At 48.7% G+C, this 14,279-nt stretch carries 12 protein-coding genes and 1 riboswitch; of the genes, 4 read left to right on the top strand and 8 right to left on the bottom strand.

Annotated elements, in window-relative coordinates; translation table 11 throughout:
* Nucleotides 1-352: 352 nt before the first annotated feature.
* Both OXH18_RS20430 and OXH18_RS20435 read left to right on the top strand, forming a co-directional pair.
* Nucleotides 353-1,402 carry a mannose-1-phosphate guanylyltransferase gene (locus OXH18_RS20430; RefSeq protein ID WP_268609311.1) on the top strand — a complete coding sequence of 350 codons (1,050 nt, stop codon included), beginning with the start codon at nucleotides 353-355 and terminating at the stop codon, nucleotides 1,400-1,402.
* A gap of 231 nt (nucleotides 1,403-1,633) precedes the next feature.
* On the top strand, nucleotides 1,634-2,602 hold the full coding sequence (locus OXH18_RS20435) for a hypothetical protein (RefSeq protein ID WP_268609312.1): 969 nt from the start codon (nucleotides 1,634-1,636) through the stop codon (nucleotides 2,600-2,602).
* A gap of 31 nt (nucleotides 2,603-2,633) precedes the next feature.
* Here OXH18_RS20435 and OXH18_RS20440 read toward each other — a convergent pair whose 3' ends face one another.
* Complete coding sequence (locus OXH18_RS20440; RefSeq protein ID WP_268609313.1) at nucleotides 2,634-3,185, bottom strand: YraN family protein; 552 nt, start codon at nucleotides 3,183-3,185, stop codon at nucleotides 2,634-2,636.
* Between the two features lie 94 nt (nucleotides 3,186-3,279).
* Between OXH18_RS20440 and OXH18_RS20445 the strand changes: the two genes are divergently transcribed.
* Nucleotides 3,280-3,870, top strand: coding sequence for a pentapeptide repeat-containing protein (locus OXH18_RS20445; RefSeq protein ID WP_315874611.1), 591 nt, complete (start codon nucleotides 3,280-3,282; stop codon nucleotides 3,868-3,870).
* 89 nt (nucleotides 3,871-3,959) lie between these two features.
* On the opposite strand, the gene OXH18_RS20450 is transcribed toward OXH18_RS20445, so the two are convergent.
* From OXH18_RS20450 to dnaG, 5 genes are all read right to left on the bottom strand, one after another.
* Complete coding sequence (locus tag OXH18_RS20450; RefSeq protein WP_268609314.1) at nucleotides 3,960-4,610, bottom strand: universal stress protein; 651 nt, start codon at nucleotides 4,608-4,610, stop codon at nucleotides 3,960-3,962.
* Between the two features lie 254 nt (nucleotides 4,611-4,864).
* Nucleotides 4,865-5,719 (bottom strand): ABC transporter ATP-binding protein, encoded by an 855-nt coding sequence (locus OXH18_RS20455; RefSeq protein ID WP_268609315.1) that lies wholly within the window; start codon nucleotides 5,717-5,719, stop codon nucleotides 4,865-4,867.
* Between the two features lie 64 nt (nucleotides 5,720-5,783).
* Nucleotides 5,784-7,256: a CmpA/NrtA family ABC transporter substrate-binding protein gene (locus tag OXH18_RS20460; protein WP_268609316.1), complete on the bottom strand. Its 1,473-nt coding sequence runs from the start codon at nucleotides 7,254-7,256 to the stop codon at nucleotides 5,784-5,786.
* 130 nt (nucleotides 7,257-7,386) lie between these two features.
* A complete protein-coding gene (ntrB, locus tag OXH18_RS20465) occupies nucleotides 7,387-8,241 on the bottom strand; it encodes a nitrate ABC transporter permease (protein WP_268609317.1) in 855 nt (284 codons plus the stop codon).
* Between the two features lie 131 nt (nucleotides 8,242-8,372).
* Nucleotides 8,373-8,588: riboswitch (cyclic di-AMP (ydaO/yuaA leader) on the bottom strand.
* 106 nt (nucleotides 8,589-8,694) lie between these two features.
* A complete protein-coding gene (dnaG, locus tag OXH18_RS20470) occupies nucleotides 8,695-10,689 on the bottom strand; it encodes a DNA primase (protein WP_268609318.1) in 1,995 nt (664 codons plus the stop codon).
* 505 nt (nucleotides 10,690-11,194) lie between these two features.
* Here dnaG and tftA point away from each other — a divergent pair.
* Complete coding sequence (gene tftA, locus OXH18_RS20475) at nucleotides 11,195-12,559, top strand: hormogonium tapered terminus morphoprotein TftA (protein ID WP_268609319.1); 1,365 nt, start codon at nucleotides 11,195-11,197, stop codon at nucleotides 12,557-12,559.
* 89 nt (nucleotides 12,560-12,648) lie between these two features.
* On the opposite strand, the gene OXH18_RS20480 is transcribed toward tftA, so the two are convergent.
* Both OXH18_RS20480 and murB read right to left on the bottom strand, forming a co-directional pair.
* Nucleotides 12,649-12,999 carry a YbaB/EbfC family nucleoid-associated protein gene (locus tag OXH18_RS20480; RefSeq protein WP_268609320.1) on the bottom strand — a complete coding sequence of 117 codons (351 nt, stop codon included), beginning with the start codon at nucleotides 12,997-12,999 and terminating at the stop codon, nucleotides 12,649-12,651.
* A 148-nt stretch (nucleotides 13,000-13,147) separates the two neighbouring features.
* Complete coding sequence (gene murB, locus OXH18_RS20485; RefSeq protein ID WP_268609321.1) at nucleotides 13,148-14,188, bottom strand: UDP-N-acetylmuramate dehydrogenase; 1,041 nt, start codon at nucleotides 14,186-14,188, stop codon at nucleotides 13,148-13,150.
* Nucleotides 14,189-14,279 lie beyond the last annotated feature (91 nt).

Consider the following 14,279-nt stretch of genomic DNA (forward strand, 5'->3'; position numbering starts at 1 on the left):
TTCAAATTGCCGGATTCTCATCAGGGTAGTTTTCCTTTCTTTGAGAAGTCTTTATAGAAGCCCAGTTATTCGGCTTGGAGGAGCATACAAGCAAAGCATGACACACAGCGACCGCTACGCCTGTGATCGGCAATGGGTTCAAGCTGGTTGTCAGCCTTGTCATGGGAGCAGGAAGATCACGAAGATTCAAGGCGATTCTCTGCACTACAATCGGTATAGCTACTGATCTCAGCAGTAAATAGGCGATAAAGCTGTACTTAAAGATGCAGTAAACACGTAATTTCTCGATAGGTAGTTTGAAAAAAACCCTGCTACGATCGGGCGGAATCCAATGCAGTTAGAGAGATAGCTCATGATCCCTGTCATCCTAGCAGGCGGAAAAGGAGAACGGTTCTGGCCCCTCAGCCGTCGGCAACGCCCCAAGCAGTTTTTGTGCCTTGATGGGACTGGACAAAGTTTATTGCAGGCAACGGCCGATCGGCTATTAGATGTCGCTGGTGGCTGGGACGGATTATGGGTCATTACGGCTGCCCATCTGGCAGAGGGTGTGAAAGAGCAACTGCCTAATTTACCACCTGAGAATTTGTTGGTAGAGGTAGAAGGGCGTGATACAGCCCCAGCCGTGGCGTGGGCGACACTGGAAGTCGCTCGGCGCTATGGGGAAGAGGCGGTGCTGGGGTTCTTTCCCGCTGATCATTGGATTGGGAGCTTAGAAGCGTTTTATCAAACGTTACAAGCGGCTGAAGAACTGGCCACAAGCCAACAGGCGATCGCTACGCTGAGTATCACACCCACCTATGCGTCCACAGGCTATGGCTACATTGAACAAGGAGAAAAGGTAGGACTGTTCAACAACTGCGCCTGCTACAAAGTCAATCGCTTCACCGAAAAACCAGATCTAGCTACGGCAGAAACATTCGTAGCATCGGGACAGTATGGCTGGAATGGCGGCATGTTCATTTTTCCGGCACGGGTCATGCTAGCAGAATTGCACACCCATGCCCCAGAGTTGATTGAAGCCCTTGAAACCCATGGTCCTGCCTGCTATCCGTCCTTACCAAAGCTCAGCATTGACTATGCCTTGATGGAAAAAACTGACAAGGCGTATGTGGTGCCCATTAGTTTTAGCTGGGATGATTTGGGCGACTGGAACGCTATCGATCGCCTGCTCAAGAACGGTGGCCCCAATGTCGAGCTATGCAAACACGTGGGGCTAGATACCAAAGACGCACTGCTTTATTCCAGCAACGATGATGATTTGGTCGTAACGATCGGACTGGAAGATACCGTAGTTGTTCGGGACGGCAGAGTGACACTCATTGTTAAAAAAGAACGCACTCAAGATATCAAAAAAGTGTTGAAGCTACTGCAATCTGATCCCGATTTGTCAGAGTTACTTTGATGGTGTACCCCATCTAGAAACCCAATTGAGACATGTAATTGAGCGGCAAAAAAGTTGCTTCAACTAAAAAAATCAATGCCTATAGCAATCCTCAATGAGCTGTGAATTTTGGTAGTACTAGCTTCTATCTTTTGCGGATAGGATGCCCGTTCCAGGTTCATTATTCAAATTGGATTGCTATCGTCGTTGGATTCCCATCAAATTATTTGTAGAGTTAACGTTTACCTGTCAATGCTAACCAGAAAATATCTTCTGATAGCAGCATCTATCATTCTGCTTTCAGGGTGTAATGATGAAGTCGATCTAATCAATATTGAGGTGAAAGACGATCTTTCAACCAATGTTCAGATTGTTGTTAGTCCAATCGATACAAACTCAGACTCAGCTTCTAGCCCTGACGTAAATACTCCCACCGTAGATAGAGAAAAGGTAAAAGAAGAATACTTTCAGAAAACTAAAGAAGAGTTTGAGTCTTGCGGTTTTGACGTTCGAAAAAACCTGAGGTATGACGAGGCTGGAGTCAGCGGCAGTCAAAGTTTCTCTTCTAGGACAAACTTGGAACAAGCCTTTAGCTGCCTTAGCTACGTTACTGGTCAAAATCCACCGATCGAGTTGAATTATCCTATAAAGAGGGAAAACTTATTTCAAACCAACTATGAACTTCAGATAGGGGTGCAAAATCCTGACGTTTTTTTTGGTTATGATTTTCTGTTTGACACGAAACCTGTTAAAGAAATTCGAATCACTCTTCCTGGACGAATTATTAATACAAGTACTCGTAATCAAACATCAAATGTGCTTTTTAATCAAGCCGAAACAGACTCAGGAGTTATTACTTTTAGTGTAGAGGAGGTAAAATCTACAGATAGTAACGACGAAAGGATGAAAGAGTTTCTTGAACAGTTAGATATTCATATCTCTGGCTTTGACTATAAAAGATTAGTTTCTCAAAATCAGGATGAAGTTAATCAAGCCAATCAAGAGCTTGCTCTCCTTATTAAGGAGCAAATTGGAATTGATATCTTCAACAACCCGGAAGCAGCTTCCGAATATGTAAAGACTAAAATCCCACCTTATACAACTATCGTGATCAACTCAAGGCAATCTAAGATTGATATCAATATAGTTGTCACAGTGGCTGTAGCAATTTTGCCGTTTTTTATTGGTTTTCTAGTTTTTCTGTACAAAAAGAAGAAATAAATTTTTTGATTGGGATAGGTTGTCTCTTTTTCTATTCCAGCAACTCAAATGCGGCTGGAATATAGTGCTGAAGACTGAGACAACAGCTTGGAAAGCCGATCGGTTGTCCCAGTTGAATGATGATCTCTGAGGGAGAATCTGGAGAAAACCGATCGCAGCGATTTGACTTGGCAAACCGGGGATGAACTTGAACCAGTGCCACATCAAAGCGGCAGGGAAGATGCATCAGCGGGGGATGCTCTGCCAAAAACAGAGCCGCCGCCTTTCCAAGTTTGGACTGCTTTTGCTTTGTAATGGCCGATCGCCCGTTGAGATCCCAACTTTTGCTGCTGCGGGCCTTCACTTCCACAAAGGCGATCGTGGCTTCATTTGCTTGACGATGGGGTTGATGGGCCACCAGATCTAACTCTCCCCACCGACAGTGCCAGCGCTGCTGCAAAATTTTCCAACCTTGTTGTTTAAGCCATTGCGCCACAAGGGCTTCTGCCCATAGTCCTGTCTCACGGGTAGAGGCTTTGGTTGATTGGGTTGAGGATGAGCGCGGCGATCGGGGTTGAGGCGCGGACGGTGGCGGAATAGTCACAGAAATGCCATCAAAAGACAGTCAAGTAGTAGTATCAGAATAGACATCATTGCGTTGAATCTTATCGTTACGAGTTGCGTTGATTTAGCTCAGTATGGTTCATCGTCTACCCCTCCTGTTTTGGTACTGGATTGCTGCCCCCGTTGAATTAAGAAGGCATTCCGTTCTGGCGTTCGCGCTCGTTCAGGCTTCCGTCACAAGTTTTGCAAACTGTCTTATTTGTTTGCTGCTGAGTTTGTCGATCGCAAGTTTGAGCTTTGTGGTAGCTCCGATCGCCCTTGCCGACAATTACAACAAAGAATTTTTGGTGGAGGCTGACTTTTCCGGACGAGACCTCACCGACTCTAGCTTCACAAAGGCCAATCTGCGCGGAGCCAATTTGAGTGGTACGAATCTGCAAGGAGTGAGCTTCTTTGGAGCGAATTTAGAGGCAGCGAATTTGGAAGGGGCAGATCTGCGCAATGCCACGCTAGATGCGGCTCGAATGGTGAATGCTAATTTGACCAATGCCGTGTTAGAAGGAGCATTTGCGTTCAACACCAAGTTCAACGGTGCCACCATTGATGGTGCAGATTTCACCGATGTACTCTTGCGGCAAGATATGCAAGATTTGCTCTGTGGTGTGGCTAAGGGGGTAAATCCAGTCACCGGACGGGCAACTCGCGAGACGTTGGAGTGCTATTAAGTTGAAATGAGAAAGCAAGGGCGATCGAATAATCGCCCCTGCGACTAAACCTCGGTCAACTCTAATCAACTCTAATATTTTTCAACAAACTAGCTTCTAGACGTGGAAGCCGGGATTCCGACCACAGGGCAAGGAAGCGTAAACTTTAGCTTTTGCACCAGTGGATGGCTTGCCGAGTAGCAACCCAGGAATAGCAACGCTGCTCTTTCCTCAACTACAAAGGCTTCTAGTTCAGTTGCCAGATCGCCAAAGCGCAAGTGCGTTGTAAAAGAGCCACGCCATTCTTCTGCCAAACAGCGGGCCTGCCAGAGGACACGATCGATTTCTTCAAGGCTGCGACCGGTCGATTGGCAATGTGGTAGGGCCGCAGAACCTCGATCGGCAGTCGTCACGGGGCTAGGTTTTGATTTTCCACCTAAACGAGCAGAATCTGCGCTGCGCTTCGTCACCCGCCGCTTGTGCGAAGCTTTGGAAGCTGTCAAGCAATCAATCACATAGACAACATGAATCATTGCCTGTTGCCGAGTCGCTAGTTGCATTTGATGGGCCACACAGAAGGCCAAGTCAAGCGCGACTTGACTGCGGGGCGAGCCATCATACCCCACCACCACCGAGGCAGACGGCAGATCGGTTGTTGGACTAGTGGGTTGTGTCAATCGTGGCAGCAGCAACAGTTGATCCATACGATCGTCGAGATCTAGCGTGCTGTGTAACCGAGCCAAAGCGGTTTTAACATTCATAGCTTGAACTCTCTTGTGTGTGTAGGAGCGAAGAAACAAATAGTTGGAAGGTAGGGGTTAGGAATTGGGAGGTGGTAATGGGTGATGGGTGATGGATAATCGCAAGAGAGCTAACAATGACTCTCTATCACCTATCGCTTGTCTACTTCCTGTTCCCGATTCCTGATTCCCGACTTCCCATTCCGGATTTCTCATGTCGGACTTGAACACACAGCCCCAACTCTACCGCAGTTCTATGAGAAACCTGTGAGCCATTAGTCTTCTTGAGCAAAGTGACGATCGAGAAAATTCAAGGCATGGTTGCGCAGTTCATAGTATTCGGGCAACTCACGCAGTTCTTGAATATTACGAGGGTGAGGAAACGGAACTTCCAAAATTTCCCCAATGGTTGCAGACGGTCCATTGGTCATGAGAATAATGCGATCGGACATGTACAGCGCCTCATCCACATCATGCGTAATCATCATCACGGCTTGACGATGACTTTCCCAAATATCTAGCACTTGTCGTTGCAATTTTCCTCGCGTTAGCGCATCCAATGCTCCGAACGGTTCATCCATCAACAGGAGTTTCGGACGAGTAGCTAATGCCCTGGCAATGCCCACCCGCTGCTTCATACCACCCGATAGTTCATCAGGATATTTATCGGCAGCCGCCGTGAGATTTACCATAGCAATGTGCTCATTGACAATCTGTTTTTTTTCAGCAGCAGAAGCATGATTTAAAACTTCGTCCACTGCCAGGCGAATGTTTTCCCGTACTGTTAACCAGGGTAGCAGGGCATACTGCTGAAATACCATCATGCGCTCAGATCCTGGTTTATAAATTTCGCGTCCCTCTAGACGCACAGAGCCAGAGGTTGCCTTTTCTAGGCCGCCAATAATTTTCAGTAAGGTTGACTTCCCGCAACCTGAATGCCCAATCACTGAAATATATTCATCCGGACCGATCGTCAAATCAATACCATCCAAAACAACTGAGTGCCCACCATCTGGTCGCTTAAACGCTTTGACAAGATTTTCAACTACCAAAAATTCAACCGTCGCCGTCGCCGATTGAGTAGGATAGGGGCTTTCGTTAGCCGCATAGAAAAACGTTGGTTTAACCATAGTCAACTCCGTTGCTAAAGGATGAGAGGATGAGGGATGACAGGGGAAAGCAAAAGGAAAAAATTTAAGATGACATGAATAGGCGCGTAGGGGCGTTGGCTCGAATGTTGAAGCTATTGAGGTAACGCACTGGATCGCTGGGGTCAAAGGCATTGCGATCGATGAAAGCTTCCGCAGGTTCTACTTTGTAGTCGTCGGCTGGACAGGCAATTCCCATTTCTGTAGCAATTTCGCGATAGAGATCAGTGCGCCAAGCGCGGCGTGCTTTTTCCTCAGCGTCTTTAGGAAACTCTGAAATTTGCCCCCAGCGAGTCGCCTGCGTCATCAGCCATAGCGATTGCGACTGCCAAAGGAAAGTGGAATGATCGCCCGGTATGGTAGCAATGTCCGAGGGCATGTTGAAAAATATCGTAGTATCGTTGGATTGACGTACCCGTGGCTTGTCGTCAAAGCCACCATAGTTATAGTTGCCAATTAGGGCCGGGCCAGTGAATTTGGTAACGCAGTCGGGCAATGAGCCAATGTTGTCAGGGGTAATTGGGGTGGGTGTTTGGCAGGTTCTGGGTTTGGCTCCGGTGAACGATCGTGCTGTGATGATTTTGGCCACCTCTTCGCGGTTGGCCGGGTCGCTGCAATATTGACAAGCTTCGATCAGAGCTTTGACTAGCGATCGATAGGTTTTAGGATTTTGGTCAATAAAATCTTCCATCACCGCCAAAACGCGATCGGGGTGTCCGCGCCAAATCTCCTTGCCTTGAGCAAAGGTAAAGCCGATCCCTTCGTTGCCCGTGATGGCGCGTGTGTTCCAAGGTTCCGCCACCATATACGCTTGCATATTGCCGATGCGCATATTGCTGACCATTTGCGGTGGCGGAAAGATGATGATGCGAAAGGCTTCGATCGGATCAACCCCTACGGCTGCCGCTAGATAACGCACAAAATACTCGTAGATGGCGGAACTAAGCACCACTGCCCATACCCGGCGCTCTGGCGGCAGTCCTTCAAAGTAGCGGCGAAAATCTTGCCCAAACTGCTCAATGTCGCCATTGTATTCGTACAGCGGGCGGACTCCCGCTTCCCACATAGCCCGGTTCATGGTCATGGCGTTGCCATGGCGGTGAATGGTCATGGCAGCAGACATTGGCGCATGGCGTGCCCCCTCGGCTCCAATTCGGGCGTTGGTCACGGCTCCAGATACCACAGGAGAGGCATCGAGGCGACCAAAAATCACACCATCGCGGGACGTAGCCCAACTAGCCTCACGGCTCAGCCTGACATTCAAGCCATACTTGCGAAAAAAGCCTTTCTCGTAGGCAATGGCAAACGGAGCACAATCATTCACAGGAACGAAGCCGACAGTCAAATTCGGTTTTTCCAAAGTGCTGGGATCTATAACGGGTTCGATCGCCAAAGCAGCTTGTGACACGAGTGAATTCTGGGTTTGCCGTCCACCCGTGACGCCGCACGCTGCCAGCGCAGAGGCCGCTGTAAATCCACCTAACCCATAGAGGAGCGATCGTCGATTGATGAAACTCATGGATACCTCTTGTAGCGTTGTTGTGATGCATGAGTAACTGTTTGATGGCGTGAAGGACGCATCAGTCTAGTTATGAAATATTGAAAACTTAGTCAAATTCCTATGCTTTGAACCGCCATAGTGCAGGACATCAAGCTTGTCTGACCTTGGCCGATCGATGCGTCACCAGTTCTTGCAGCTTGCCGATGAGAAAATCCAGAACCAACCCCGTGCCCCCAATCACCAAAATGGCTAGGAAGACAGAATTCAAGTTCAAGCGACTCCACTCGTCCCAGACGAAAAATCCAATACCAATTCCCCCCGTCAACATTTCCACCGCTACAATCACCAGCCAGGCAATCCCCAAACTGATACGCAGTCCGGTGAAGATATAGGGCAGACTGGCTGGCAAGATAATCTTGGTGATTTGTCGCCACCGGGGCATTTCCAACACTCGCGCTACGTCTAAGTAGTCTTTAGAAACACTGGAGACCCCCAATGCGGTATTGATAATTGTGGGCCACAGCGACGTAATGAAAATGACGAAAATCGCAGACGGGTTTGCCAAGTTAAAAATTGCCAACGCGACTGGCAACCAAGCCACAGGCGATACAGGTCTAAAAATTTGAATAATTGGGTTAATGGCGAGCATCGCTTTCCTAGACATACCAATGAGTAGCCCGATCGGAATAGCCACCAGTGACCCCAACAGAAACCCCAAAAACACCCGCCGCAAACTTGCCAGCAGCAACCAACCAATCCCTAAATCCCCCGGCCCACGGCGGTAAAAGGGGTGCAAAATAAAATCTAAATTTGCCGTCAGCGCTTCCCACGGAGTCGGCAGCAAGTTTGAAAACCATGTGGCAATCCACCAGATGAGAAGTACACCAGCCACTCCCAGTAGCGGAAACAGCACCGCATCTCTAACTAAAGCCGGTTTGAGCGATCGACGCCAAACAGCATGTGTCATCAGGACGATCGCCTGAATATTGAATTGCAGCAGCATCAAGCCCTCCTATGGGTTGAAGTGGTTACGCACAGAGCAACACCCCCTGGCAGAACCAGGTGCAAAAAGCGTCACTCTACCAGATCAGAGGACACTGAAGGCCATCAAGCTATAAAAATGCTGTGATATCTTCAGTCTCCTCTCAATGCCGACGGAGTTAGCTGACGGGCTAGGACTGAGAGGTGTCCTTCTGAAGAAGGTTAAAGTATCAAGCCTGAAGGTTAAAGCAGTAAGAGTTAAACTCAATCTTGCATATCCTTCACCTTTAGCCTTCTCAAGATTCGCCCCAAAAAGAGTGGTTCCTCCGCTCCGGATAGTCTGTTCATTACATCTAGCTTTGATGACTAGGACTAGTGCCGGATTAGGCTGACAAGTTGATTTCTATACACTTTAAACGCTGTAAAACAAGGTTGTCAATCATTCTTATGGCAGACTCATCAGAGAATACTAATGCTATTCATTAGAAGATCTTAATGTAGCATAATACTCTCCGGCCCACGGCAGTTGGGCAATATCTTCTAAAGTAGTCTGGCGCTGTTGTTGATCTAGTTCAGCAATCCGTTGATTTTCAGCATAGATTTGTTGTTGATAGTACAGAGACAGTTCCGCGTTTTCACGGCAATCGGTCTGTTTCCAAAGGTCGAGAAAATGTCGCCGCCGTTTTTCGCACATGACCCGTTCGATACTGGCGATCGAGGCTCGAATCACCAATGGGGCCCGCACAATGTCGCGTCTAGTTTTTTCATCGAGTTGAAATAATTCATAGACGAATGCAGCCTTATCGGGAAACTCGGCACAGTGATCTTGCAGTTGAGAAATTAAATCGAGGGGTTGGGGGCTAGGGGTTGGGGATTGGGAATTTAGAGCCACTTCTAGTCTCTGATTGCCAATCCTTGACTCCTCAAGGTACAAGATCTGCTGCCACAAAAAGCGGTGGTGGCTTAAGCTAAAGTCTAGATCACGCTCCTCTAGGGATTCGCGAATTAACAATCGCGTCTCAGGCAGGTGTAAATAGAGCCGCAGCAGTTGCGCTTCTGATTCCTCTAACAGCGATCGATCGCCAGGTCGCTGCCATTTTTGCGATCGGCCATGCCATCGCTGTCCGCGTACCTGAGTGCGCAAGTCAGATTCAAGCTGCACAGTTAACCGAGCATTGCCCTGACTTAGCAATTCGGCACAGGTGTGAATATAGTGGGTACGCAGAGTGGCGTTCGGTAATTGTCCTAATAGTTGCACAATCTCCTGCGTTGCCTGTTGAAACTGATCGGCTTGGCTGAGGTCTGCCTTAAACAAGGTCTGTTGAATTTGCCAATCTAGCCATAGGGGTGCTTGCTCAATCAGAGCTTGATATTCGTCGGGCGTGTGGATTTTGAGGAACTCGTCGGGGTCTTTACCATCCGGAATATTCAGTACGCGTAGTTGCACTTCACCTTTATAAGCAAGATCGGCTACTTCACCAATCGCCCGTTCCGCCGCTTTTGTACCGGCTGCATCAGCATCAAAGTTCAGCACCACCTGTTTCGATTCGGTGTAGCGCAACAGTTGCCGAACCTGCGCCAAACTGAGAGCGGTTCCCAACGAGGCCACTGCATTAGTAATTCCAGCTGTATGCAGTGCAATGACATCGAAATATCCCTCTACCACGATTGCCTGATCTTGCTTAGCGATCGTCGTTCGGGCCTTATCAAGGGCAAACAGGGTTTTGCCCTTATCAAACAATTCAGTTTCGGGCGAGTTGAGATACTTGGGCTGTTCATCTCCTAGGGCACGACCACCAAACCCAATTACCCGCCCCTGCAAATCGTGAATTGGAATCATCAAGCGATGGCGAAACCGATCGTAGTAGCCCCGTTCCCCCTGACGCGGAATAATCAGCCCGGCTTGCTCTACTAATTCGACGGGGTAGCGCTTTTGTTCTACCAAATAGCCATACAGCGTTTGCCAGCCACTCGGAGCATAGCCTAGTTGGAACTGTTGGATGGTTGCGTCAGTCAAATGGCGATCGTTGCGCAAATACAGTAGGGCTTGTTCCCCTTGCGATTGGTGCAGCGCATGTTCATAGAAGCGAGCCGTCAGTGCCAGCACTTCGTAAAGCTGTTCGCGTAGCGAAATTTGCCGCTGCAATTCTTGTCGCTGTTGCGGTTCCAGGGTCTTGACTGGCACTTGATAGCGTTTAGCCAGATCGAGGACAACATCGGCAAACGATCGTTTGTTCAGTTCCATTAAGAATTTAATACCATTCCCCCCTGCCCCACAGCTAAAGCAGTAGTAAAACTGTTTGCTGGGGCTGACGCTAAAGCTAGGGGATTTGTCATCATGAAATGGACACAGCCCTACAAAGTCTTTGCCCTGTTTACGCAACACGATGTGTTCTGAAATTAAATCCACAATATCGACGCGCTGTTTGACGAGATCGATCGTGTCTGGATGAAGGCGAGGAATGTCCATTGAGCACCAAATCTAACCAGTAGCTTGTTCCTTGAAATGACTCTGTGCAAATATCTGCCAGCCATCAATAAAGGGCAATGAGTTACGCCAAGTCAGATGAGGCTTTCATTTGCCTTGCTTTGACCCACTGCCCCCCTAGTTATGAAGGTCATCAGTAGCGCGATTTTAGCGTAGATTTTTGAAGATCACCGCTATATGTAGCGTAATTTATAAAAGTAAGCTACTCTAAGGCGTCAAGTTAGTTATGAACTTGAACATCTGTTACTTGAAGAAGCTAATAGTTCAAATGTATCACTACCACAAGAAATTGTAAACTTTTGTCGTTAGACGGACAGCCCGATCGACAGGCGGTAAGTAGAGCTATTGCCTTTTGTTTTCTGACCGTATTTCTAACCGTAATCGGGCTTATCTCGAAACAACAGGGTGGAGTAAGCCTTTAAACCCATCGAGGAGTGGGCAAAAAGACGATCGAAACATACATACGAGAAATGACGGAGATCGGGGAATGGGACGAATTTTTGTGTCAGCCGGGTACAGCAGCAATCGGGATGATGATTTAAGCTTTGATACTCATACTGGATTGGAAGCGCAAGAAGTGCTTTCGGTGCGGGATGTCGTGCTGCAACAGTTGCGATCGCACCAGTATGAAGGGGTGGCGGTTCCGCCAGAGTTTACCCTGCCACAGATGATTGATTGGGTTAACCGTCGGGCCCATCCGGGGGATATCTTATTGGAGTTACGAGCCAATGCTAACGATGTTACTCAATCAGGTACAACGGCCTTTTATATTGCCTGTAACTATGAGCGCAAGACCCAAGCTGAACAATTGCTGCAAGCTTATTTGCGACGAGTTCCACAATTACTGAACCGAGGAGCAAAGTCCGATCTGCAATCGCCCCTCGGACAGCTTGCGGTTTGTCGTCATATCAACGTGCCATCCCTACAACTCACGATCGGGTCTCTTTTAGATGCAAACGATCGTCGTCTTCTGCAAACTCAGCGACAAAATGTAGCACTGGGCATTGCCGAAGGGCTAGCGATTTGGAGTCGCGCAGTTTCTGCATCCCTTTCAAGCACGACTCCTTCAGGCACAACCGAACCGCCTCAGACTACCCAAGTCACAATCTTGGTGAATGGCGCCACACATGACGAGCGAGGAGTATTAGTGAATGGAAATGTATACGTACCCATTGATTTAGTGGATCAACTAGATATTGATCTGCCGCTGGACGCAACCATTCGCCGCATTAATCATTATGGGGTTGTGCTGGTGCGGGCGATCGACTTACGGGAATTGAATTTATCCGTGTCTGTTTACGAGCAGGATCATACTCCAATCGTTGCGCTGCGATCGTCCTTACCAATTGCGATTAACCAGATGGAGCAAATCATGGGTCAGGGCCACACTTCTGAAATCCAACTAATGATGTTTTTGAAAAGCCAAGGAACCGACGGATTTAGTCGCTTTCCCGAACTGCCTAAGCTTTACCGCGAAGAAGCCGCGATCGAAGGGGTAAATTACGACATTGCCTTTGCGCAAATGTGCATTGAAACCAACTTCTTGGGGTTTGGGGGGACTGTAAAACCCGAGCACAATAACTTTGCCAGATTGGGCGACAACCACAATGGCGGTGAAGCCATTTTTGCCAGTTCTCGTATCGGCGTTCGGGCCCACATTCAACACCTCAAGGCCTACGCCAGTAGCGCCCCCCTCGTGCAGGCGATCGTCGATCCGCGTTTTGGCTGTGTCCGTCGAGGCATTGCCCCCCATCTCAGCCAACTAAGTGGGCGCTGGTCTGCGGATCTGAACTATCACCACAAAATCCTAGCGATGCTCAGACGGCTGTACGAGTCGGCAGGTTTTCTTTAATGAGAAGCAAAGGGGCATATCCTACTTGAACTCAGTTGCCCCTTTATAGTCTGGTCTATCTTTGTAATCTTTCAGCCGTTGGTCTTTTCTTAAAACCCTGGTAAGTTCAAGCCACCAGTTAGCTCTTCCATCTTTTCGCGCATGGTTGCAGTCGATTTGATGTAAGCATCCTTCATTGCAGCCGTGACTAAATCTGAAAGCATTTCTGCACCCTCGTTCATCGCATCAGGAGAAATTTCCACCCGACGCGGCTCTTGATTACCGCTTAACACCACCTTGACTGAACCGCCACCCGACTCGCCTTCAATTTCCATCATCTCCAGCTCTTCCTGGAGGCGCTTGGCTCCTTCTTGAACCTGCTGTGCTTTCTTGAGGGCTTCGGTTAGCTCTTTCATTTTGCCCAAACCAAATCCGAAGCCTTGTCCTTGTCCTTTTGACATAACTCTTCTTTGCCCTATTGGCTAAACAACGAACTAAACACAATGAACTAAATCTAGACTTGTCAGCACAACCTGATTTCAGATTTGCAACAAGCGAATGGGAAGTTGAGCTTCCTCAAGTTATACCTTATCTCCAATAGAAACGACTTCATGCCGCTTGAAACTCACCCAACATTTTCACTTCTGGATGCAGCCAGAGCGACCACTGTTGTTCCACTTGCTCTTGGACATGGTGAATTAGTTGAAAAATATCGCTGGCGGAGGCACCACCACAATTGAGGATGAAATTGGCGTGGCGTTGTGCCACCTGTGCGCCGCCAATTTGATAGCCTTTAAGTCCCGTTTGTTCAATTAACCAGCCCGCCGTATAGGGAGGAGGATTACGAAACACACTGCCACAACTTGGCAAATGATAAGGCTGAGTGGTACGCCGACGATTGAGGTGCTCGGTGGTGGTAGCTAAAATAGCGTCTGAATTACCAGTGGGTTGAAGCTGTAAGGTTGCCTGTGTCACCAATCGCACGGGCTGGGAAGACGCTGCCTGGGTTTGCAAAACAGAACTGCGATAGCTGTATTGCAGGGTTTTGGGCGTGAGTACTTGGGCGTCGCCTGCCAGCGTCAAGACATGAGCGTTAACTAAGATATCCGCGATGCAGCTTGTATGGGCTCCCGCGTTCATAACCACTGCCCCGCCGATCGTTCCTGGAATACCAACTGCCCACTCTAATCCACTCCAACCACGTTCTGCGGCTTGCCAGGACAACCGGGGTAAGGGTTCTCCGGCTCCAACCGTTACCTGTCCGGTATCAGCATCGAAGTGCATGTGACGCAGATGTCGAGTGCAAATCACCAGCCCTGGCAAGCCCCGATCGCTAATGAGTAGATTGCTGCCTGCTCCTAGGAGGGTAATGGGTAGCTGTCGCGCTTCGGCCCACGCGAGGCTGGCGTGCAAGTCTTCAAGGGTTTGGGGCGAAACGTAGAGTTCGGCAGGCCCTCCCACTCGAAAGGATGTCATGGCAGCAAGGGAAACGTGGGGACGAATCAAGCAGCGACTACCTGGTAAGCGAATGGGCTGTGGTGCACTTCCCAGCGGGGGGAATCGGAGAGGATCGGAGTGAGTCACGGAAGATTGAGAACTACCACGAATAGGAGAAGGTTGGATACCGGGGGGGTCTTGAGAGAGCGTCATGGCTTTGCAGAATTAGGCAATGCTCGGAAAGATAGAAGTTGATGTGAAGAAAAGTTGATGATAGGAGCAGCAGCCAGGTATCAACAGCGCG

The sequence above is a fragment of the Thermocoleostomius sinensis A174 genome (assembly GCF_026802175.1).
Lineage (GTDB): Bacteria > Cyanobacteriota > Cyanobacteriia > Elainellales > Elainellaceae > Thermocoleostomius > Thermocoleostomius sinensis.

Excerpts from the sequence above, each read along its gene's own strand:
- OXH18_RS20450 (WP_268609314.1), bottom strand. The coding sequence starts at position 4,610 with ATGAATGTTAAAACCGCTTTGGCTCGGTTACACAGCACGCTAGATCTC.
- OXH18_RS20445 (WP_315874611.1), top strand. The coding sequence starts at position 3,280 with ATGGTTCATCGTCTACCCCTCCTGTTTTGGTACTGGATTGCTGCCCCC.
- OXH18_RS20480 (WP_268609320.1), bottom strand. The coding sequence starts at position 12,999 with ATGTCAAAAGGACAAGGACAAGGCTTCGGATTTGGTTTGGGCAAAATG.
- ntrB (WP_268609317.1), bottom strand. The coding sequence starts at position 8,241 with ATGCTGCTGCAATTCAATATTCAGGCGATCGTCCTGATGACACATGCT.
- OXH18_RS20430 (WP_268609311.1), top strand. The coding sequence starts at position 353 with ATGATCCCTGTCATCCTAGCAGGCGGAAAAGGAGAACGGTTCTGGCCC.
- dnaG (WP_268609318.1), bottom strand. The coding sequence starts at position 10,689 with ATGGACATTCCTCGCCTTCATCCAGACACGATCGATCTCGTCAAACAG.
- murB (WP_268609321.1), bottom strand. The coding sequence starts at position 14,188 with ATGACGCTCTCTCAAGACCCCCCCGGTATCCAACCTTCTCCTATTCGT.
- tftA (WP_268609319.1), top strand. The coding sequence starts at position 11,195 with ATGGGACGAATTTTTGTGTCAGCCGGGTACAGCAGCAATCGGGATGAT.
- OXH18_RS20435 (WP_268609312.1), top strand. The coding sequence starts at position 1,634 with ATGCTAACCAGAAAATATCTTCTGATAGCAGCATCTATCATTCTGCTT.
- OXH18_RS20455 (WP_268609315.1), bottom strand. The coding sequence starts at position 5,719 with ATGGTTAAACCAACGTTTTTCTATGCGGCTAACGAAAGCCCCTATCCT.
- OXH18_RS20460 (WP_268609316.1), bottom strand. The coding sequence starts at position 7,256 with ATGAGTTTCATCAATCGACGATCGCTCCTCTATGGGTTAGGTGGATTT.